Origin of the sequence: Nocardia sp. NPDC057668 (assembly GCF_042799795.1) — a bacterium.
Lineage (GTDB): Bacteria > Actinomycetota > Actinomycetes > Mycobacteriales > Mycobacteriaceae > Nocardia.
This window is the reverse complement of record NZ_JBHVIC010000001.1, coordinates 1,971,890-1,993,822: the sequence shown is the minus strand read 5'-3', so window position 1 is coordinate 1,993,822 and position 21,933 is coordinate 1,971,890. Positions and strand designations below refer to the sequence as shown.

Here is a 21,933-nt window from a genome sequence, read left to right as displayed (position 1 = left end):
CGACTCGGCCGGGCGGTGCTTCGGTGCGCGGCCCTAGCGTTGTTCGGCCGACGCCGCGTTCAGCAGTTGTCTGCACAGCCGGTCGGCCTGCCGGGTGGTCTCGGGCTGGCGGAACTCGGGGGTCAGGGCGAGAACCTGGTCACACGCGGTGTCCAGGTCCACCAGGTGCCCGATCGAGACGAACACCGGTTTGACCCCCGTCCGGGTGCGCAGCGCGCGGCCCACGGGGTCGCCGTCGATGGTGATCTCGGAGTACGACCCGCGCTCGGCCCCCGGTTCCGCGTACTCGCCCCACGCGTTCTTGGCCACCCCCAGCGTGGGTATGCCGGTGAGCAGTCCGATGTGGCAGGCGAAGCCGAAGCGCCGGGGGTGGGCCAGCCCCTGGCTATCGCAGACGATGAGATCCGGTGCGGCGGAGAGGTTCTCGAACGCGGCCAGGGTGGTCGGCAGCTCCCGGAAGGCCAGCAGGCCCGGTACGTAGGGGAAATCGGTGGTCCCCCGGGCGGTGGCGGTCTCGAGCGTCGTCAGCGATCCGGCCGCGAGCACCACGATGGCGGCGGCGACGTTGCCCGCGTCGTCGTACGCCGAGTCAAGCCCCGCTATCGTCTCGAATTTCGGCGGTCGCGGGTTCTCGGCGATCACCAGCGTGCGCAGCCGATCTTGAAGGGCGATGGCCTCGGCCGGTGTCGCAGGCCAGGGATCAATGTTCGCTACCTTCACATTTCGCACCGTATACCTTCGCGCCATCTGCAACGAATAAGAAGGGTAGGCCCCGGGCCGACTCCGAGCGGGCCGTCCGGCGCAGGTAGCCTTGTCGCCGCCGTCACAGGGCGACCGGTATCCGCGCGTCGGTAAGCTCGGGATCGGAACGGGTGAGCACAAGACGAAAGTAGGCAGCTGATCGTGAGCAGTGCCATCACACTGGGGATGCCGTCCGCACCGGCGGCCGTCCTCGCCCCCCGGCGCAAGACCCGCCAGTTGATGGTGGGCAAGGTCGGCGTCGGCAGTGATTCCCCGATCTCGGTGCAGTCGATGACCACCACCAAGACCCATGACATCAACGCGACGCTGCAGCAGATCGCCGAGCTGACCGCCTCGGGCTGTGACATCGTGCGCGTGGCCTGCCCGCGTCAGGAGGACGCGGACGCCCTGCCGATGATCGCCAAGAAGTCCGGCATCCCGGTCATCGCCGACATCCACTTCCAGCCCAAGTACATCTTCGCCGCCATCGACGCAGGCTGCGCCGCGGTGCGCGTGAACCCGGGCAACATCAAGGAGTTCGACGGCCGCGTCAAGGAGGTCGCCAAGGCCGCCGGCGCCGCGGGCATCCCCATTCGCATCGGTGTGAACGCCGGATCGCTCGACAAGCGCATGCTCGAGAAGTACGGCAAGGCCACCCCCGAGGCGCTGGTGGAATCCGCGCTGTGGGAGGCGGGTCTGTTCGAGGAGCACGGCTTCGGCGACATCAAGATCTCGGTCAAGCACAACGACCCCGTGGTCATGGTGGAGGCGTACCGCCAGCTCGCCGCGGCCTGCGATTACCCGCTGCACCTGGGCGTCACCGAGGCCGGTCCCGCGTTCCAGGGCACCATCAAGTCCGCGGTGGCCTTCGGCGCGCTGCTATCGGAGGGCATCGGCGACACCATCCGCGTCTCGCTCTCGGCTCCGCCGGCCGAGGAGATCAAGGTCGGCGACCGCATCCTGCAGTCGCTGAATCTGCGCCCGCGCAAGCTCGAGATCGTCTCGTGCCCGTCCTGCGGTCGCGCGCAGGTCGACGTCTACACCCTGGCCGAGCAGGTCACCGCCGGGCTGGACGGCTTGGAAGTGCCGCTGCGCGTGGCCGTCATGGGCTGCGTGGTGAACGGTCCCGGCGAGGCCCGCGAGGCCGACCTGGGTGTGGCCTCGGGCAACGGCCGCGGTCAGATCTTCGTCAAGGGCGAGGTCATCAAGACCGTGCCCGAGCATCTCATCGTCGAGACCCTCATCGAAGAGGCCATGCGCATCGCGGAGGAGATGGGTGACAGCGAAGGCACCGGCTCCCCGGTGGTCACCGCCGGGTAAAACGCAGGTCAACTGGCGGGCGCGGCCAATAGTCGGGCACATCGCCGCAAGTTCTGGCAGGCTGTGAACGTGCGGAGTGTGCTGGAGCCGACGCGCCGGCCCAAATCGTCCGGTGCCCGTCAGCTCGCGAACCGCGATCTGACGCAAGTTCTACGTGTCCTGGATACCGATCCGGTCGCCAGCTGTATGGTGGCCGCCCGGTTGCAGGAGTGTGGCCTCGATACCCGGGGCGTGTACGGCGAGCTGTGGAGCCGTGGCGGCCCCGGGGATTCGCTGTGCTTCTCCGGGGCCAATCTGGTGCCGTTGCGCGGTACCAGGGCCGATCTGCGGGCTTTCGCCGAGCGGGCGGTCCGGGGTCCGCGGGTGTGTTCCTCGGTGGTGGGCCGGCGTGAGCTGGCCCTGCCGCTGTGGGAGCTGCTGGCCGATCACTGGGGTCCCGCCCGCGAGTTACGCGCGGACCAGCCGCTGCTGGCGCTCGAGCGCACGGCGGGTGTCGCCCCGGATCTGCGGGTGCGCCGCGTGCGGCCCGAGGAGATCGATCGCTACCTGGTGGCCGCGGTCGCGATGTTCACCGAGGAGATCGGGGTGGATCCGCGCGCCGGTGACGGCGGCCGGGGTTATCGCCGCCGGGTGGCCGGTCTCATCGAATCCGGGCGCGCCTGGGCGCGTTTCGAGGACGGCGAGGTGGTGTTCAAGGCCGAGGTGGGCGCGCTCTCGCGGCGCACCGGCCAGATCCAGGGCGTCTGGGTGCATCCGGATCGGCGCGGCACCGGGGTCGGCACCGCGGGCACCGCGGCGGTCGCCAATGTGGTGGTGGCCTCGGGCCGGACCGCCAGCCTGTACGTGAACTGCTACAACGAGGGCGCGCGTGCGGCCTACAAGAAGGTCGGCTTCCGCCAGATCGCAACTTTCGCCACGGTGCTGCTGGACTAGTCGCTTTCCTGTGAGTACGGCGTGAAATCCGTTCTCGCTCAGTGTGTCGCGCCGGTTTGCCAATAGTTGGCTCTACGATCTGTGCCGATGTCAACTCGGTTCTCTTCGTCGCGGCGGTTCCCCCTGCTGACCACCCTGCTGACCGTCACCGCCGTGACGGTGGCCGCGGTCGGCTGCGCCTCCGGGCCGCAGGGCCCGGCCCAGACCGCCGACGCCTTCCTGTCCGCGTTCGCGGACAAGGATGTGCAGGCCGCCGCCGATCTCACCAACCTGCCCGAAAAAGCCGCTCCCGCACTGTCTTCCGCGTGGGATCAGCTGCAGGCAGAAGAGTTGATCGCGCATTCGGAGCCGCCGCGCGTCACCGGCGACACCGCGACCGTGGACTACACCTACGAATGGCATCTGCCCAAGAACCGCGTCTGGACCTACAGCGGGCAATTGCAGATGGGCCGCAGCGAAGGCGCCTGGGCGGTGCGCTGGAACTCGGCCAATATCCATCCGCAACTGGGCAATACCCAGACCCTCCAGCTGCGCGGCCTGCCCGCGCCCAAGGCCAGGGTGAACGAGCGCTCGGGCTCGGACGTGCTGGTGCCCGGCCCGATCTACCGGATCTTCTTCGACCGCAAGGGCACCGCCGATCCGGTGGGGGTCGCCAATTCGCTCGCCATCGCGCTGCGGCAGTTCGACGAGCGCCTCACCCCGCTCTCGGTGCTCACCGCCGCCCGCAGGGCCGAGGGCAAGTTCACCGTGATCACGCTCTCAGAGTGGGAGTACAACGAGGTCAGCGGCGATCTGGCGAACCTGCGCGGTGTCAGCTACGACAAGCAGTGGGACATGGTCCCCACCGATCGGCGCTTCGCGCCCGATCTGCTGACCCAGATCCGCAAGACCGTGATCGACGAGGTGGACGGCAAGGCCGGGTGGGCGGTGCTCACGGTCAACGCCAACGGCGCCGACGTGGATGTGCTGACCGAGGTGGAACCGCAGGCGTCGCCGTCGTTCTCGCTCAGCGTCGACCGCTACATCCAGAACGCCGCACAGCGCGCGGTGGACCTGCGCCAGGAGCAGGCCATGATGGTCGTGATGCAGCCCTCCACGGGCGCGATTCTGGCCATCGCACAGAACGCGGCCGCCGATGCCGACGGTCCGGTCGCGGCGTCGGGCCTGTACCCGCCGGGCTCGACCTTCAAGACGGTGACCGCGGCGGCCGCCATGTCCGCGGGCCTGGCCGATCCGGAGACCGTGGTCCCGTGCCCGAGCACGATCATCGTGGGGGACCGGACGATTCCGAACTACAACCTCTTCACGGTCGGCGACGTGCCCATGTGGCAGGCGTACGAACGGTCCTGCAACACCGCGTTCGCCAAGATCGCCTCCGAGCTCGGCGGGCAGGATCTGCGCACGGCGGCGGCCGCGCTGGGGGTGGGACCGGACTACGCGGTGGTCGGCCTGCCCACGGTGTCGGGCTCGGTGCCCGAGTCCGATGAGCTGGTGCAGCGCGCGGAGGACGGCATCGGGCAGGGCAAGGTGCTGATGAGCCCGTTCGGGCTGGCCCTGGTGGCCGCGACCATCGCGCACGGCACGACCCCGGTGCCCTATCTGATTTCGGGGCATCCCACGCAGATCACCGGCGACCGCACGCAGCTGGCCCCCGAGGTGGTGGACGGGTTGCGCCTGATGATGCGCCGGGTGGTGCTCGGCGGCACCGCCGAACGCATTCGCGATCAGGGCGAGGTGTACGGCAAGACCGGTGAGGCCGAGGTGGACGGCGGATCGCACGCCTGGTTCGTGGGCTATCGCGGCGATATGGCCTTCGCCACGCTGGTGGTGCGCGGCGGCAGTTCGGACAACGCGGTGGCGGTGACCCGGGACATGCTCACGGCGTTGCCGGCGGGATATTGAGGGACTCGGATTCGACGCGGATGATCAGCGGTCGGCGGGCACGGTACGAGCGGTGAGCTTGCAGGCGTCGGGTTCGATGTTGCCGTTGACGGTGTCGGAGACGAAACGCTGCTGTGCCAGGGTTCTCGCGGGCGGGCCGACGGTGGAGGCATCGCCCAGGATTTCGGTGACGCCGGCGCCGGCGAGGATCATGCCCGCGGTGGTGAGTAGTAGAAGAGCCGAACGCTTCATAGCCCACTCCCTATGTTTTGGGGATGAGTCGGGAGACCCGGAACGGTCTGTCTCGGATTACCTGTGCTCATGAGTGTTGGCTGATTGTTTGCCAACGCAAGGAACGGTAATCGGGCAGACATATGCGGGGCAACCCATTGGTGTGATCCCGCACACTTGTGAACGAATCGTGGTGCGGGTCACCAGGGCGAACGCGTTCGGCCACGCCGGACCGTTATCGAATTGTCGCGATGCACCGACCGGTTGCCCGGGATCGATGCGCGACGGGTGGGGCGGGTGTGGTCAGCTCGGGCGGTGCATCCTCAGTTCTGGCGGTGCATCGTCGCGGCGAGGTGATGCTGCAGCGGCTGTTCCACCGCGGCCATGCGCAGGGTGTAGCTGAGGGTGTCGCCGGTCAGGGTGATGGTGCGGCCCAGTGCCGTCACCGATTTGGCGCTGCTGCTGCGCCCGATGGAGGTGGAGTCCAGCTCGATGCGCATGCCCGAGTCGTCGGTGACGAGCTTGCCTTCGCAGATCTCGGTGATGCCGGTGGGGTGCGCCAGGATCAGTTCGACCCGGTCGCCGCCGATGGCCCGCAGGTACCCCGTCTCGCTGTGCATGGGCCGCCCGTCGTCCGCGGCGCGGGTGCGCTGCCGGTAGGTCAGGAACGGCCGGCCGACATGACCGAAATGCACCTCCTCGAGGTATTCGAAGGAGGAGATGGTCGGATACTCGCCCTGGCCGCGGCCGCGCCAGCTGCCCAGCAGCGGGGCCAGATGCGCGATGGCGGGATGGGGTTCGACGGGGGTCTGGGGTTCGAGCACGGCGGCCAGCATAGTGGGCCGGTAATCGGCGTAAGGGGACTGAATCCGGGATGTCCGGGGACGCGGGGGTGAGTGTCAGCGGCGGCTGGCCCTGCGGTAGCCGTACGCCGCCGGAAGCGCGAAGACCGCGATCGCGCCGACCGACCACAGGATGGTCTGGGTCAGCGGCCAGGCCACCGGCCCGCCCGCGGCCAATCCGCGCATGGTGTCCACGGCGACGGACATGGGCTGATGCTTGACGACCGGAGCGATCCAGCTGGGATAGGCGGCCAGCGGGACGAATCCGGTGCTGAAGAACATGAGCAGCGAGGACAGGATCGCCACCCCTTCGACCAGGGTGGATTTGGCGGTGAACACCGCGATGGCGGTGACCATGGTGGCGAAGGCCAGGCCGAACAGCACCGGGATCCACAGGAAGGCGAAGGCCGCCGCCGGTCCCTGCTGGAAGCGGAAGCCCAGCAGATGGGCGAAGCAGATGATGACGACGGTGCCCGCGAAGATGCGGATGCCCTCGGCCAGAATGCGCGCGGCCAGCCCGGAGCCGCGGTGCACCGGCAGCACCCAGAAGCGGGCGAGCAGCCCGGCGTCGCGTTCGCGCCCGAGCATGACGCCGCTGGCGACGGTGCCCGAGAGCGCGCCGACCAGGGTCACCATGGGGGTGGAGCCGTAGAGGGCGTCGCTGCCGGAGAACTTCTCGATCTGGCCGCCGACCACGATGTCCAGCATGAGCAGCAGCAGGCACGGGACGATGAGCGTCTCGAGCAGGGTGATGGGGTCGCGGGCCCAGCGCAGCAGCAGCCGGTGGGTCTGAATCCAGGTGTGCCGCACCAGCGCCGGGACCGAGGTCTCGGTGGTGCGCAGGAAGTCGGCGGCGGCGGGGGCGGCCAGGGTCGCCATGTCAGGACCTCTTCGTATTGAGCCGGACGGTGAAGTAGGCGGACACCACGATGATCGCGGCGGCCCACAGCAGCGGCGGCAGCATGAGCGACCAGGTGACCTCGCCCGCGTTGCCGAGGGTGTCCCCGCCGAGCGCGCGCAGTCCGTACGCGAATTGCGAGACCGGCTGATTGCGGACGAAAGGTTCGACCCAGTCCGGGAATTGGGCGGCCGGCGCGAGTCCGGTGGAGAGCATGCCCAGGATCAGCGGCGGCAGCACGAGCATCTGGGTGGTGGCCTCCGGACTCTTGGTCACGGTGCCGATGACGTCCGCGCCCAGGCAGAAGGCGAGCCCGATGAGCATGGCCAGGCCGATGAAGCCCAGGGTGTGCAGGGCCGGGCCCTGGAAGCGGAAGCCGATGAAGTACACGCTCGCCAGCGCGGACACCAGGGCCACCGCCATGCGGAACATGTTGGCGGACATGCGCGCCGCGGTGGGCACCAGCGGATGCATGGGCATGGCGTCGAAGCGCCGGTCGAGTCCGGAGACCATGTCGGTGGCGGCGCGGAAGGCGGCGGAGATGGCGGTGAAGGCCGCCGCCTGCAGGATGACGATGGGCGCCATGAACTGCGCGTAGCTGCTGAATCCCGTGCCGGAGAACGTCATCACGCGGTTGAGCGGGATGTAGAAGCTGGCCGCGAAGGTGATGGGCGCGAGGATGGCGGTGGCGATCTCCCCGGTCTTGACGGCCGGTGCGATGAGCCGCCAGGTCAGCACCCACCACTGCTGGATGGTGACCGGGGTGGCCCGGGCGGCGGTGAGCCACCCGGCCGGGGCGGCGGTCGCGGTGGTCATACCCGCGCCCCTTCGTCCTCGAGGGCGGGCTCCTCGGCGAGATGTCCGGTGAGCTGGAGGAAGACGTCGTCGAGTGAGGGTCGCCGCAGCGCGATGTCCACCAGTTCCACGTCGGCGCCGTCGAGTCGGCGCAGGGCTTCGGCGAGGGTCTTGGCGCCCGCGGGCGCGGGCACGGCGATGCGATCCGATTCCGCGGTCAGCGCTTCGCGAGTGGCGGCGGGCAGCAGATCGCCGAGCGCGGCGGCGATGGCGGGCAGATCCTCGAGGTGCTGCGGCACGATCTCGCAGTAGCTGCCGCCGGTGCGGGACTTGAGTTCGTCGGCGGTGCCGCTGGCGATGACGACGCCGTGATCGATGACGATGATCCGATCACACAGCGCGTCGGCCTCCTCCAGGTACTGGGTGGTGAGCAGGGTGGTGATGCCGTGCTTGCGGAATCCGCCCACCAGGTCCCAGACCCCTTGGCGGCTGCGGGGATCCAGGCCGGTGGTGGGTTCGTCCAGGAACACCACCTCGGGCCGCACGACCAGGCCGCAGGCGATGTCGATGCGCCGGCGCATGCCGCCGGAGTAGGTGCCCACGCGCCGGCCCTGCGCCGCGCCCAGGTCGAATTCGGCGATGAGTTCGTCGGCTCGGGCCTTGGCCGCGCGTTTGCGCAGGCCCATGAGCCGCCCGAACATGACCAGGTTCTCGTAGCCGCTGAGCGCGTCGTCCAGGGCGGCGAACTGCCCGGTCAGCATGATGCTGCGCCGGACGGCAGCGGCCTCGGTCACCACGTCGTGCCCGGCGACCGCCGCGCGCCCGGCGTCCGGTGCGATGAGCGTGGACAGGATGTTGACCATGGTGGTCTTGCCCGCGCCGTTGGGTCCGAGAATGCCGAGCACCTCGCCCTGCGCGGCGGTGAAACTGATGCCGCGCAAGGCATGTACCGTGCCGAAGGATTTCTCCACGTTCTCGACGAATACTCCGTCGCCCATTGTCACTGTCCCTTCCAGGGTTGTCATCGCGCCCGTCCAAGTTGGTCGTCGAGGACGCGGGCGATGATCGCGAGCGCGTGCGGTGCGGTCAGCTCGTCATGGCTGACCGCGATGTCGTGATTGCCGATGGCGCCGGTGATCCAGGGCCGCCAGCCGTCGGGTCCGAAGATCTCCGAGGTGTCCACGGTGGCGCTGAAATACAGTGCGTCGCCGTGGAATACGGGGCGTTGATAGCCGGTGCGGGTGCGGGCCGAGGCGTTGTAGGAGGCTGCCATGCGCTCGAGGGTGGCGGCGTCGACCAGCGACACCCCGCCCATCCGCTCGCTGATGAGGTCGGCGGCCTGCTGCGCGGTGGAGTCGGCCGGGATGTCCCCGATGCCGAAGACCGCGCCGAAGGTGGCGATGAACGAACCGGCGGTGAGCTTGTCGATGCTGTCGCCGTCGATGTCGGTGCTGTCGGCGTCGAGCAGGGCGAGGGTGCCCACCTCGGCTCCGGCGGCGGTGAGCCGGGTGGCGACGGCGTGGGCGATGAGCCCGCCGAAGGACCAGCCGAGCAGGTGGTACGGCCCGTCGGGTTGCAGGGCGCGGATCTCGGCGACGTAGCGTTCGGCGAAGTCGTCGATGCTGCGGGCGTGTGCGCCCCCGGACAGGTCCGGGGCCTGCAGCCCGTAGATGGGCCGTCCGGGCCGCAGGTGCTCGGCCAGGCCCAGGTAGGTCCAGGCGATGCCGGAGGACGGGTGGATGCAGAACAGGGCCGGTTCGTCGCCGCCGGGCCGGATCGGCAGCACGACGTCGAGTCCCAAGGCGGAACCCGGTGCGTCCGAACCGGATTCGGCCTGTATCCGGGCCGCGGCCTGCTCGGCGAGGTAGGCCGCCTCGGCGTCGGCGGCCGCGCGGGCGGCCGGGCCGGCCGCGAAGTCCGCCGCCGCGCCGAGCGCCCGGAGCCACAGTTCGGCCAGCTCGCCCACCTCGTCGGCGTCGAACAGGGTGCCGGGGAAGCCGAAGGAGGCCTCCAGCCGGTCGCTCACCACCACGGCGTTGATCTCGATCTCGGCGTTCACCGGCACCTCGCGGTGTTCGGTGGCGTGCAGGTCGCCGAATTCGTCGGTGGGCAGCCAGCCGAGTCCTTCCAGCCCGGCCGGGATGTCGGCGGTCGCGTAGCGGCCGAGGTAGTTGAAGCCGATGCGCCCGGGGAGACGGGCCGGGAACCGGCCCGCGGTCTCGGCGTTGAGGTAGCGCAGCAGCCCGAAGCCGATGCCCTTGTCCGGGACCGCGAGCAACTGGTGTTTGACCGCGCGAATGGCCGCGCCCATGGCCGGGCCGCCGGCCAGCGCCTGCCCGGTGTCGATGCCGGGCAGTTCCAGGCGGACCGGGTACAGGGTGGTGAACCACCCCAGCGTCCGGGACAGATCCGCCCCGGGCACGATCTCCTGTTGCCGCCCATGTCCTTCCATACGCAGCAGCACCGGATCCTGTTCATCGGCGTTGCCGCGGGCGGCCCGCCACCGGCCGACGGCCAGGGACAGGGTGGCCAGCAATGCGTCTTCGACGGTGCCGTCGAAGAGCGCGGGCAGGGTGGTGAGCAGGGCGGTGGTGACCGCGGCGTCGGCCCGGATCTCCACGGTGCGCACGGCGCCGACCCGGTCGATCGCCGGATCGAGCTCGCGGTCGGCGAGCAGGGGGTCGGGCCCGGTCGCCAGCGCGTGCCAGTAGTCGAGCTCGGCGGTGCGCGCCGGGGAGTGCGCCTCGTCGGTGAGCGCGTGCGCCCACCGTCGCAGCGAGGTGCCGGTCTCGGTCAGGATCGGCTGGGCGCCGCCCCGGATCTGGGCCCACGCGGCGATGAGGTCGGGGACCAGTACGCGCCAGGACACCCCGTCGATGACCAGGTGGTGGGCCACCACGATCAGGCGGCCGGTGCGGCCGGGCCCGGCCGGGTCGAGCCACACCAGCTGCAGGACCGTCCCGCGCGCCGGGTCGAGCCGGTTCAGCGCCGAATCCAGTTCCGTGACAGCGTATTCGCGCAGTTCCGCCGGTGAGGCGGCGTCGAACTCGATGCGGTGCAGCAGGGTGTCCACCGCGACGCTGCCGGGTGCGCCGGTGGTCAGTCGCCAGTCGTCGCCGTCGCGAATCAGCCTGGCGCGCAACATGTCGTGCTGATCGACGACCGCGGTGACGGTGGCCACGACCTGCTCCCGGGTGATGCCCGCGGGCATCTCCAGCACCGCGGTCTGCGCGAAGCGGCCGAAATCCCCGCCGCGTTCGGTCATCCAGCGCACGATCGGGGTGAGCGGGATGTCGCCGACGCCGCCGCCGGGCAGCTCGTCCAGGATCACGGCCGCGCCCGCGGCGTCGGCCAGCGCGGCCAGCGCCGCGACGGTGCGGTGTTCGAAGATCTGCATCGGGCTCAGTTCGAGCCCGCGCAAGCGCGCCCGCGACACGAGCTGAATGGCGAGGATGCTGTCTCCGCCGAGGGCGAAGAACGAGTCGTGCGCTCCGACCCGGTCCCGGCCCAGCAGCTCGGCCACGATCTCCGCCAGCGCCGCCTCGGTCGGCGTGCTGGGCGCTCGATACTCGGATTCGGCTTCGAAGACCGGTTCCGGCAGCGCTTTTCGATCCAGCTTGCCCACCGCGTTGAGCGGGATGGCGTCCAGCACCACGAAGGCCGAGGGCACCATGTAGCCCGGCAGCGCCTCGGTGGCGTGCGCGCGCAGCGCGGCGAGATCGATCTCGGTCCCGGTCTCGGGCAGCAGGTACGCGGCCAGCGCGGTCGCGCCGCCCGGCCCCTTCACCCCCAGCGTCACGGCGAATTCGACGTGCTCGGCGCGGCTCAGCACCGCGTCGATCTCCCCGAGTTCGATGCGCTGCCCGCGCACCTTGACCTGGAAGTCGGTGCGGCCCAGGTATTCCAGCCGCGGCGCGGCGAGTGAGCCGGTCCAGCGCACCAGGTCGCCGGTGCGGTACATGCGTTCCCCGGGCGCGCCGTACGGGTCGGCGACGAAGCGGCTCGCGGTCAGTCCGGGCCGGGCGTGATAGCCCCGGGCCAGGGCATCGCCGGCGAGGTACAGCTCGCCGGCCACGCCCATGGGCACCGGCCGCAGCCGGTCGTCGAGCACCAGGGTGGCCGCGCCGTGGATGGGCCGGCCGATGGTGACCGGCCGATCCGGGCGCAGTACGTCGGACGTCGTCGCCCAGATGGTGAACTCGGTGGGCCCGTACAGGTTCACGAGCATGCGCCCGGTGGCCCAGCGCGCGACGAGTTCGGGTCCGATGGCCTCACCGGCCACCGCGAGCACCCGCACGCTGGGCACGGTCGCCGGGTCCATGGTCGCCAGCGCCGACGGCGTGATGACCAGGTGGGTCACCCGGTGGGCGGCGATGAGTTCGGCCAGCGCGTCACCGCCGAACACGTCGGGCGGCGCGACCACCGCGGTGCCGCCCGCGCCGAAGGCCATCAGCGCCTCGAAGGCCGAGGCGTCGAAACTCGGTGAGGCGACCTGCAATACGCGCGAGTTCGCGTTCAGCCCGAGCATGTGGTGCTGGGCCCGGACGAGATCGGCGAGGCCGCGGTGCGAGACCGCGACGCCCTTGGGCGTGCCGGTCGAGCCCGAGGTGTAGATGAGCCAGGCCGGATGGTTCGGATCGACCGCGCCGAAAGGCTCGCTCCAGGGCGATATCTCGTCCCAGGGCTGCCGTGCCGGTGCACCGGGACCGTCCAGGTGCAGCCACAGGATGCTGTCCGGCAGCAGCGGCCGGTGCGCGTCCACGGTCAGGCCGAGCACCGCGCCGGAGTCGGTGAGCATGTGGTCGATGCGCTCGAGCGGGTGGCGCGGGTCGATGGGCAGGAAGGCCGCGCCGGTCTTGGCGGTGGCCAGCAGTGCGATGAGCAGTTCGGCGCTGCGCGAGAGAGCGAGCGCCACCACGGTTTCCACGCCCGCGCCGGCGTTGGCGAGGCGGTCGGCCAGGCGGTCGGCGGCGGCCTCGAGCTCGCCGTAGGTCAGGGTCCGGCCGTCGGCGATGATGGCCGGTCGTTCGGGATGGAACGCCGAGGCGGTGGTGAGCACCTCGGCCAGGGTGCTGCGCTCGCCGGTGCCGCGCGGTCCGCGCAGCGGGACCAGGGCGGTCCGTTCGGCGGCGCGCAGCAGGTCGATGTCGGAGATGCGGATGTCCGGGTCGGCCAAGACGGCGGTGAGCAGCCGCTGCCAGCGTTCGACCAGCTGTGCCGCGGTGGCCGCGTCGAAGAGGTCGGTGGCGTAGGTCAGGGTGCCGCGCAGCCCGTCGGGTTCCGCGCCCGGTGCGGGATCGCGCAGGTCGAAGGTGAGGTCGAATTGCGAGGCGTCCCGGTCGAACGGCTCGACGCTCACCCGCAGGCCCGGGAACTCCAGTTCGGGCAGCGCGAAGTTCTGCAGCGACAGCGAGACCTGGAACAGCGGGTGGTGCGCGGTCGAACGCGGCGGATCGAGCACCTGCACCAGGCGTTCGAAGGGCACCTCCGCGTTGGCGAAGGCGTCGAGGTCCGAAGTTCGCACGGTGGCGAGGAATTCGCGGAACCCGCGGCCCGGATCGACCGGGGTGCGCAGTGCCAGGGTGTTGACGAACATGCCGACCAACTCGTCCAGGGCGGCATCGCCGCGTCCGGCCACGGCCGTGCCGATCACCACGTCGGGGGTGCCGGCGAGGCGGGCGAGCAGGACCGCCACCGTGGCGTGCACGACCATGAACAGGCTGGTCTCGGTGGTGGCGGCCAGGGCCGCGAGCGCGCGGTGCGTGTCCGCGTCGATGGTGAAGGGCAGGTCGGCGCTGCGCATGGACTGCACCGCGGGACGGGGCCGGTCGGCGGGCAGCTCCAGCACGTCCGCGACGCCGCTCAGCCGCTGCGACCAGTACGTGATCTGCCGCGCGGCAGCCGATTCCGGATCCTGCTCGTCGCCGAGTAGTTCGCGCTGCCACAGCGCGTAGTCCGCGTATTGCACGCGCAGCGGCGGCCGGGCGGCCGCGGGCTCGGCCCCGGACGTGCGGGCCAGGTACGCGCCGATGAGATCGGTGGCGAGCGGGGCCATGGACGTGCCGTCGGCGCTGACGTGGTGCACCACCAGCACGATCACGTGGGTGTCGGGCACATCGGTGAGCCGGTACAGCCCGACCCGCAGCGGCGCCTCCCGGGTCAGGTCGAAACCCGATCCGGTGAGTTCGGCGATCCGTTGTTCCAGTGCCGCACCGTCTTCGGTGTCCAGCGCGGTCACATGCGGCGCGGCGGCCTCCACGCTCACCACCACCTGGCGTGGGCCCTGGGCGTCGGCGGGGTAGATGGTGCGCAGGGTTTCGTGCCGGGTCACCACGTCGACGACGGCCTGCCGCAGCGCGCCGGCGTCCAGCGCGCCGGTGAGCCGCAGCGCCGCGGTGATGTTGTACGCGCCGGAGGCGGGATCCATCCGGTTCATGACCCACATGCGCTGCTGTGCGGGGGAGAGCGGAATCCGGTCGGGGCGGATGCGCGGGGCGAGCGCCGCCCGTCCGGGCGCGTCCCCGGCGGGCACGACGCGGGCGGACAGCTGCGCCACGGTCGGGGCGTCGAACAGGTCCCGCAGCGCGACGGTCGCGCCCAGGGCGGCGTTCACGCGCGCGATGACCTTGGTGGCGCTGAGCGAATTGCCGCCGAGTTCGAAGAAGGACCGGTCGATGGAGACCTTCTCCACCTCGAGCACCTCGGCGAACACCTCCGCGACGGCGGTCTCCACCGGGGTGCGCGGGGCGAGATAGCGCTCCTGCAGGCTGGTGAAATCCGGTGTGGGCAGGGCGGTCCGGTCGAGTTTGCCGACCGGGGTGAGCGGAACGTCGTCGAGTTCGATGATGTAGCTGGGCACCATGTAGCCCGGCAGCGAGGACGCCACCCGGGTGCGCAGCAGCTCGGTGTCCAGCGCGCCGGGCGCGCCCGTGCCGACCACGTAGGAGACCAGCACGGTCTGCCCGCCCGGGCCCGGGGTGCCCACGGTGGCGGCGTACTCGATCTCCTCGTCGGCGTTGAGCACCGCGTCGATCTCGCCGAGTTCGATGCGCAGGCCGCGGATCTTCACCTGGAAGTCGCTGCGCCCCTGGTATTCCAGTTCCAGCCGGGATCCCTCGGGACCCTTGGTCTCGATCCAGCGCACCATGTCGCCGGTGCGGTACATGCGCGAGCCCGGCGGGCCGTACGGATTGGTGACGAAACGTGTTGCGGTGAGGGCGAATCGGTTGAAGTACCCGCGCGCCAGCGCCGGCCCGGTGAGGTACAGCTCGCCGGTGACACCGACCGGCACCGGCCGCAGCCAGGTGTCCAGCACCATGGCCGCCGCACCGCGAATGGGGGAGCCGATGGTGATCTGCTCACCGGGCAGCAGTTCACCCGGGCCGGTGGCCCAGACGCTGAATTCCGTTGGGCCGTACAGGTTCACCATGCGCCGTCCGGGGGCCCAGGCGGCCACCAGCTCGGGTCCGGCGGCCTCGCCCGCCACGGCCAGGTTCACCAGATCGGTGAGCCCGGCGGGGTTCATGGTGGCCAGCACCGAGGGGGTGATGACCGCGTGGGTGACGCGTTCGGTGCGCAGCAGCTCCTCGAGTTCGCTGCCGCCGTACACGTCCGGCGGCGAGATCACCAGCTGCCCGCCCATGGCGTGCGCCATGAGCATCTCGTGCACCGAGGCGTCGAAGCTGGGCGAGGCCACCTGCAGCGGCCGGGAGGTCTCGTTGAGATCGAGCCCGGTCTCCTGGGAGGCGGCGAGATTGGCCAGGCCGCGGTGGCTCAGCAGCACGGCCTTGGGTTTGCCGGTCGAGCCAGAGGTGTAGATCAGGTAGGCGACCTGCCCGAGGGTGATGGGCCCGCCGCGTTCGGCGTCGGTGATCGGCGCGTCCGAGACGGTCATGACGCGGCGGATGGTGGCCAGGTCGTCCAGCAGCAGCCAGTCGATGGTGCCGGGCAGGGTGTCGCCGACCGCGGTCACGGTGACGCCGATGGGCGCACGCGAGTCGCTCAGGATGTGTTCGATGCGCTCGACCGGGTAGTTGGGGTCCAGCGGCAGGAAGGCCGCGCCGGTCTTGGCCAGCGCCCACACCGCCACGATGGATTCCACCGACCGGGTCAGTGCCAGCACCACGAACACCTCGCGGCCGACCCCGCGCCGCAGCAGCACCCGCGCGAAGCGATTGGACCAGGCGTCCAGGTCGCGGTAGGTCATGGTCAGGGCACCGGAGCTGACCGCGATGCCGTCCGGGTTCACCCGCGCGCCCGCACCCAGGATCTCGGGCAGCGTGCGCATGGGCACGGGTTCGCCGCCGCGCACCGGCAGCAGCGCCCGCCGTTCGGCCGGGTCGCAGTGCTGCAGTTGCGCGACGCGGCGGCCCGGCTGCCGGGCGATCTGCTGGAGCAGGTGCGTGAACCGCTCGAGGAGTCGCCGCGCCGCCGCCTCGGGCAGCTGGTCGGCCATGAATTTGATGGTGAGCTGCAGACTTTCGGCGCCGTCGGCCGCGCGCTGCGGAATCACCATGAGGTTCAGCGGATACGGGGTGGCATCGGTGCCGGCCACGTCCAGGATCCGCATGCCCGCGATATCGAGTGCCTGCGACAGGGTTTCGCGGTCGATCGGGTACGACTCGAAGACGGTGAGGGTGTCGAAGAGCTCGGGCAGCCCGACCGCCTGGTGGATGGCGGCCAGTCCGACGTGCTGGTGATCGAGCAGCCGGGCCTGTTCGGCCTGCACCCGAGCCAGCAGATCGCCGACCTGTTCGCCCGGATCCAGGCGCACGCGCACCGGAAGCGTGTTGATGAAGAGCCCGACCATCTCCTCGACTCCGGCCAGCTGCGGCGGCCGCCCGGAGACGGTGCCGCCGAAGACGACGTCGGTGCGGCCGGTGAGCATGGCCAGCAGCAGCCCCCACGCGGCCTGCACGGCGGTGTTGACCGTCGCGCCCACCCCGCGCACGGTGCCTTCGAGCCGGGCCAGTGACTCGGGGCCGAAATCCAGTGACACCATGCCGGATTCGGTGTGCGAGATGCCCGCCAGGGTCGGCACCGACCGGGTCGGCGAATCCACCCCGGCCAGGGCCTCGCGCCAGGCGTCCATGGAGGCGGTGTCGTCCTGTTCGCCCAGCCAGGCCAGGAATTCGCGATACGAGTGCGCGTGCGCGCCCTGGAAATCCTGGCCGGTGCTGGCCGCGAGGTAGCCCGCGAGCAGCTCGCGCACCAGCAGCGGCGTGGACCAGCCGTCCAGCACCAGGTGGTGATTGGTCATGAGCAGCGTGCACGTCTCGGGGCCGGTACGGATCAGGCTGAAGCGCAGCAGCGGCGGCCGAGCCAGATCGAACCGGGTGCCGGCGTCCACGGCGATGAGCCGTTCCAGTTCGCGGGTGCGCTCGGCGTCGTCCGCGAGCACGGTGAGATCGATTTCCTGCCACGGGAGTTCGGTGACGCCGGTGAGCAGCTGGCGCGGTCCGTCCGGGGTTTCGACGAACGCGACCCGCAGTACGTCGTGCCGGTCGAGCAGGGCGCGCGCGGCGGCGTGCAGGCGCGCGGAATCCACCCGGCCCGCGAGCGAGAGCTGGGTCTGCACGGTGTAGCCGTCGGCGGTGTCGGTGTCGTAGCGGGCGTGGAAGAGCAGTCCGTACTGCAGCGGCGAGAGCGGCCAGACGTCGGCCAGGTCGGCGTACCGCGTCTCCCAGTCCTCGATGTGCCGCTGCGACACCGGCACCAGCGGGAAGTCCGACGGGGTGTGCCCGCCGGCGTCCGCGCCGCGGGCGTGCTCGGCCAGTGCGGTCAGCGCTCGCGCCCACAGCCCCGCGAATTCCCGGACCTGCGCCTCGGTCAGCACCTGCGCGGCGTACGCCCAGGTGATCTCGAGTCCGGCGTCGGTGCGGAAGGCGTTGATGTCCAGGACCGCTTCGAGTGGTGCGTCGTCGTGCTGGGTGGCGGCGAAACGGCGGGGCAGCCAAGGGGTTTCGTCCCCGGTGCCCTCGGCGCCGCCGGTCCGGCCCAGGTAGTTGAAGCTGAGCTGGGGCACGGGGGCGTTCGCGAAGTCGGCGGCCACCTCGGGCACGAGGTAGCGCAGCATGCCGTAGCCCACGCCCTTGTCCGGAATGGCGCGCAGTTGTTCCTTGACGGTCTTGAGCGCGGTGCCCGCCGCGGGCCCGCCGCGCCACGCCTCGTCGAGGTCGACCTCGCTCAGATCCAGCGCCACCGGGTACACGCTGGTGAACCAGCCGACGGTGCGGGAGATGTCGGCGCCGGGCAGGATCGCCTCTTCGCGACCGTGTCCCTCGAGGGTGAGCAGGGTGTGCGGGGTGTCGCGCCACCTGCTCGCCGCCATCGCCAGCGCGGTCAGCAGTGCGTCGTCCACGCCGCAGTGGAAGCGTTCGGGCACCGATTCCAGTGCCGCAGAGGCGATGTCGAGGTCGATGGTGGTGCGGACCTGCCCCATGGTGGCGGCGGTGTCGAGCGTGCGATCGAGCGCGCGCTCGCCGAACGGCGGATCCGGGGTCTCCATGATCCACTGCCACAGCGGCATTTCCGGCAGCCGCCGCGCGGCCTGCTCGCGCTGGCCGTGCGCCCAGCGCCGGAACGACGTGCCGACCGGGGCGAGTTCGCCGCCCAACCACGCGGTCGCCAGATCCGGCAGCAGGATGCGCCAGCTCACCCCGTCGGTGACCAGGTGGTGCAGCACCAGCCACAGCAGCGGCGGATTCTGTTCGCGTTCGATGAGGACGAAGCGCGCCATCACGCCCGCGGCGGGGTCGAGCAGGTCTGCCGCCCACTGCAATTCGGCTTCGCCGTCGCCGCCGTTGAGTGCGGGCACCACCTCGATGAGATCCTCGGCGCGCACCGAACCCGGTGCGCCGACCACCCAGACCGGATGCTGGGAATCGCGCGGCAGATCGGTGCTGCGCGTCAGGGTGCTGCGCAGCAGATCGTGCCGGTCCAGCAGCGCCTGTACGGCGGTGGCCAGCCGGGACCTGTCCACGTCGGCGGGCAGGCCGACGAGCACGGCCTGGGCGAAGCGCGGCCAGGTCTCGCCCTGGTCGAGCATGGCGTGCACGATCGGGGTGAGCGGCACCTCGCCGGTCCCGCCGCCGGCCAGCTCGTGCACCACCTGCGCGCTGACCTCGGTCGCGACCGCGGCCAGGGCCGCGACGGTCTTGTGCTCGAACACGTCGCGCGCTCGCAGCGACAGCCCGGCGGTCTTGGCCCGCGCCACCAGCTGGATGGCGACGATGCTGTCGCCGCCCAGGGCGAAGAAGTTGTCGTCCGCGCCCACGTCCTCGATGCCGAGCACCTCGGACACGATGGCGGCCAGGGTGACCTCGCGCGCGGTTCCCGGGGTCCGGCCGGTGCGCGCGCCGGAGCCGAATTCGGGCGCGGGCAATGCGCGCCGGTCCACCTTCCCGGCGGGGGTGAGGGGCAGGGTGTCCAGCACCATCACCGCCGCGGGCACCATGTGCGCCGGAAGCTGCTGGGCCACGGTGGCTTTCACGGCCTCGGGATCGATCTCGGCGTCCGCGAGCCCGAGCACGTAGGTCGCGAGCGCGGTCGCGCCGCCGGGGGTGGTGGCGCCCACGGTGATGGCGGTGTCCACGCCCGGATGCCGTTCGACCGCCGCGTCCACCTCGCCGAGCTCGATGCGGAAGCCGCGCACCTTCACCTGGGTGTCGGAGCGGCCGCCGAACTCGAGCTCGTAGCCGTCCCCACGCATCCGCCAGCGCACCAGATCGCCGGTGCGGTACATCCGCTCGCCGGCCGCGAAGGGATCGGCGACGAAGCGCTCGGCGGTGAAGCCGATCCGCTGGTGATAGCCGCGGGCCAGGCCCGGGCCGCTCAGATACAGCTCACCGGTGACCCCCGGCGGTACGGGCCGCAGCCAGGCGTCCAGCACCACCGCGCGCATGCCGCGGGTGGGCGCGCCGATGGTGATGGGCTCGCCCGGGGTCAGCGGCGCGCTCAGGGTGGCGGTGACGGTGGCCTCGGTCGGGCCGTAGCCGTTGATCACCCTGCGCCCGGCCCAGCGCGCGGTCAGCTCCGGCGGGCAGGCGTCGCCGCCGACCACCACGGTCCGCACCCGCGGCAGGGTGGCCGGATCGAGCGAACCCGCCACGGCCGGAGTCACATTCAGGTGGGTGACCTCGAGGGTGCGCAGCACGCGCGCCAGGTCTTCGCCCGCGTAGGCGGCCGGGGGCACCACCGCGACGGTCGCGCCGACCGCGAACGCCACCAGCAGCTCCTCCACCGAGATGTCGAAGCTGGGGGAGACCGCGTGCGCCATGACCGCGTCCGAGGCGACGCCGAACGCCGACCCGGAACCCGACACGAGGTTCGCCAGGCCGCGGTGGGTCACGCCCACACCCTTGGGCAGGCCGGTCGACCCGGAGGTGTAGATGAGGTAGGCCAGTTGATCCGGGCGCACCGGGCGCACCCGGTCGGCATCGGTCACGGGCGTGGAATCGGCTGCGGCGAGCTCCTTTTCGGTCTCCGGGTCGTCCAGGACCAGCCAGCGCACCCGATCGGGCAGCGCCGCGCGCGCGTCCGCGACGGTCACCCCGGCGACCACGCCGCTGTCGGTGATCATGTGCTCGATGCGATCGAGCGGGTATTTCGGGTCGACGGGCACGAAGGCCGCGCCGGTGAGGGCCACCGCGCACATGGCGAGCACCGACTCCGCCGAACGCGGGATCGAGATCGCCACCGCCCGTTCGGGTCCCGCGCCCGCGGCGATCAGCACGCGGGCGAGCCGGGTGCTGTGGTCCAGGAGTTCGCGGTAGGTGTACGCGCTGCCGTCCACGCGCAGGGCGATGGCGGCCGGGTCGATGGTCGCGCCGGTGGTGAGGATCTCCGGCAGCGTGCGCGGGCGCGCGGGCGCGCGGCCGGCGGCGGGGACCAGCCGGTCGCGTTCGCCGGCGGACAGCGCGGTCACCGTCGCGAGCGGCGCGCTCTGCCCGCCCTCGAGGAAACGGTGCAGGAAGGCCAGGAAGCGCGCGTGCAGGGTGGCCAGTTCGCCCTCGCCGTAGCGGTTGGGGTTGGCCTGGAAGTCGATGTGGGTGCGCTCCCCGCCGATGCCGGGATAGACGTTGACGAACAGATCGTCGATCAGGCCCGAGGTGAGCACGTGCAGCTGACCGGTCACCCCGCCGAGGCGGATGCGGGTGTCGGCGAGCATGAGGTTGACGGTCGGGCCGAAGCTGGCCACCTCGTCCATGGCCCAGCCCAGGTCGCGCAGGATGTCCTCCTGGCGGTAGCGCTGGCGGCGCAGGGCCGCGGTCAGTTCACCCTGGGTGGCGCGCACCAGTTCGCCGACCGTGGCCAGCGGGGTGGGGTGCAGGCGCAGCGGCACCACGTTGGCGACCATGCCGCCCGAGCGGCGCAGGGTGGCGGTGGTGCGGCCCGAGACCGGCAGGCTGAGCACGATCTCGCCGGTGCCGGTCATGGCGCCCACGAACGCGGCGAAGGCCGCGACCACGACGGGTGCGGCGCTGGTGGAGAGTTCGGCGGTCACGGCGTCGAGCAGCGCCGCCGTCTCCGCCGGCAGCGCGCCGCTCAGCAATCTCGGATGGGCGTCCACCGCCCCCGCGCGCCGGCCCAGGTGCGCCGGTTCGGCCATTCCGGCCAGATGATCGCGCCAGTATTCGCGGTCGGCCTGCAGCCGGTCCGAAGCCCGGTAGGCCACGTCGGCTTCCACGATCTTCTGCAGCGGCTCGGCTCGGCCGGGCGGCACGTCGAGCCCGGCCGCGGCGGTGTTGTAGATCTCCGAGGTGCGCTGCAGCATGGTGAGCGCGCCGACCCCGTCGAGCAGGATGTGGTGCAGGCGGGAGTACCAGTACCAGCGGTCGTCGGCCAGGCGCAGCATGGCCACGGTGCAGAGCCGGTCGCGGGTCATGTCCAGCGGCGCGGTGTACTCCGCGCGCATCCACGCCTGCGCGGCGGCCTCCGGATCGGGGGCCGCGCTCAGGTCGATGGTGAGAATGCTGTCGTCGAGGGTGGTGTCCACGACCTGCCAGGGCAGTTCGTCGATCTCGAGCAGGCGCAGGTAGCCGGTGCCGAACTCGCGGCCCGCGCGGCGGGCCGCGTCCGCCAGCAACTCGATGTCGACCGCCCCGTCGAACTCGACGTACTGGGCGATCGAGATGGGCGTGTCACCGGCCAGGTGCTGGGCGAACCAGATGCCGCGCTGGGCCGCTGACAGTGCGAATGCCGCGTGGTCGGAGCTGCGGGCAGAGCTGGAATCCATGAAACATCCTGCGTGTCAAAGAAAATGGAACCGAGAGCGCGGAGTACCCGGACGGG

The 21,933-nt window shown here is 71.1% G+C and carries 10 protein-coding genes; 3 read left to right on the top strand and 7 right to left on the bottom strand.

Annotation, left to right across the window (positions count from 1 at the left end):
* Positions 1 to 33 precede the first annotated feature (33 nt).
* On the bottom strand, positions 34 to 720 hold the full coding sequence (locus ACFVBH_RS09175; RefSeq protein WP_379000992.1) for an endonuclease V: 687 nt from the start codon (positions 718 to 720) through the stop codon (positions 34 to 36).
* A 207-nt stretch (positions 721 to 927) separates the two neighbouring features.
* Between ACFVBH_RS09175 and ispG the strand changes: the two genes are divergently transcribed.
* The 3 genes from ispG to ACFVBH_RS09160 all read left to right on the top strand — a co-directional run bounded on the left by ispG (position 928) and on the right by ACFVBH_RS09160 (position 4,896).
* A complete protein-coding gene (gene ispG, locus ACFVBH_RS09170; RefSeq protein ID WP_354987450.1) occupies positions 928 to 2,061 on the top strand; it encodes a flavodoxin-dependent (E)-4-hydroxy-3-methylbut-2-enyl-diphosphate synthase in 1,134 nt (377 codons plus the stop codon).
* Positions 2,062 to 2,130: 69 nt separating this feature from the next.
* Positions 2,131 to 2,994, top strand: a complete 864-nt coding sequence (locus ACFVBH_RS09165; protein ID WP_354987440.1) for a GNAT family N-acetyltransferase — start codon at positions 2,131 to 2,133, stop codon at positions 2,992 to 2,994.
* A gap of 87 nt (positions 2,995 to 3,081) precedes the next feature.
* Entirely contained in the window at positions 3,082 to 4,896 is a 1,815-nt protein-coding gene (locus tag ACFVBH_RS09160) for a penicillin-binding transpeptidase domain-containing protein (RefSeq protein ID WP_379000991.1), read from the top strand.
* A gap of 24 nt (positions 4,897 to 4,920) precedes the next feature.
* On the opposite strand, the gene ACFVBH_RS09155 is transcribed toward ACFVBH_RS09160, so the two are convergent.
* The 6 genes from ACFVBH_RS09155 to ACFVBH_RS09130 form a co-directional block, all read right to left on the bottom strand.
* A complete protein-coding gene (locus ACFVBH_RS09155) occupies positions 4,921 to 5,127 on the bottom strand; it encodes a hypothetical protein (RefSeq protein ID WP_354987442.1) in 207 nt (68 codons plus the stop codon).
* 302 nt (positions 5,128 to 5,429) lie between these two features.
* Positions 5,430 to 5,942, bottom strand: a complete 513-nt coding sequence (locus ACFVBH_RS09150; RefSeq protein ID WP_354987443.1) for a peroxynitrite isomerase — start codon at positions 5,940 to 5,942, stop codon at positions 5,430 to 5,432.
* Between the two features lie 63 nt (positions 5,943 to 6,005).
* Positions 6,006 to 6,827: an ABC transporter permease gene (locus ACFVBH_RS09145; RefSeq protein ID WP_354991782.1), complete on the bottom strand. Its 822-nt coding sequence runs from the start codon at positions 6,825 to 6,827 to the stop codon at positions 6,006 to 6,008.
* Between the two features lies 1 nt (position 6,828).
* Positions 6,829 to 7,662 (bottom strand): ABC transporter permease, encoded by an 834-nt coding sequence (locus ACFVBH_RS09140; RefSeq protein WP_379000990.1) that lies wholly within the window; start codon positions 7,660 to 7,662, stop codon positions 6,829 to 6,831.
* Entirely contained in the window at positions 7,659 to 8,639 is a 981-nt protein-coding gene (locus ACFVBH_RS09135) for an ATP-binding cassette domain-containing protein (protein ID WP_379000989.1), read from the bottom strand. Before ACFVBH_RS09135 ends, ACFVBH_RS09140 begins: the two co-directional genes overlap by 4 nt.
* A gap of 23 nt (positions 8,640 to 8,662) precedes the next feature.
* The gene (locus ACFVBH_RS09130) at positions 8,663 to 21,877 is read right to left on the bottom strand and encodes an amino acid adenylation domain-containing protein (RefSeq protein WP_379000987.1); all 13,215 of its coding nucleotides are present in this window, start codon (positions 21,875 to 21,877) and stop codon (positions 8,663 to 8,665) included.
* Between the last annotated feature and the right edge of the window lie 56 nt (positions 21,878 to 21,933).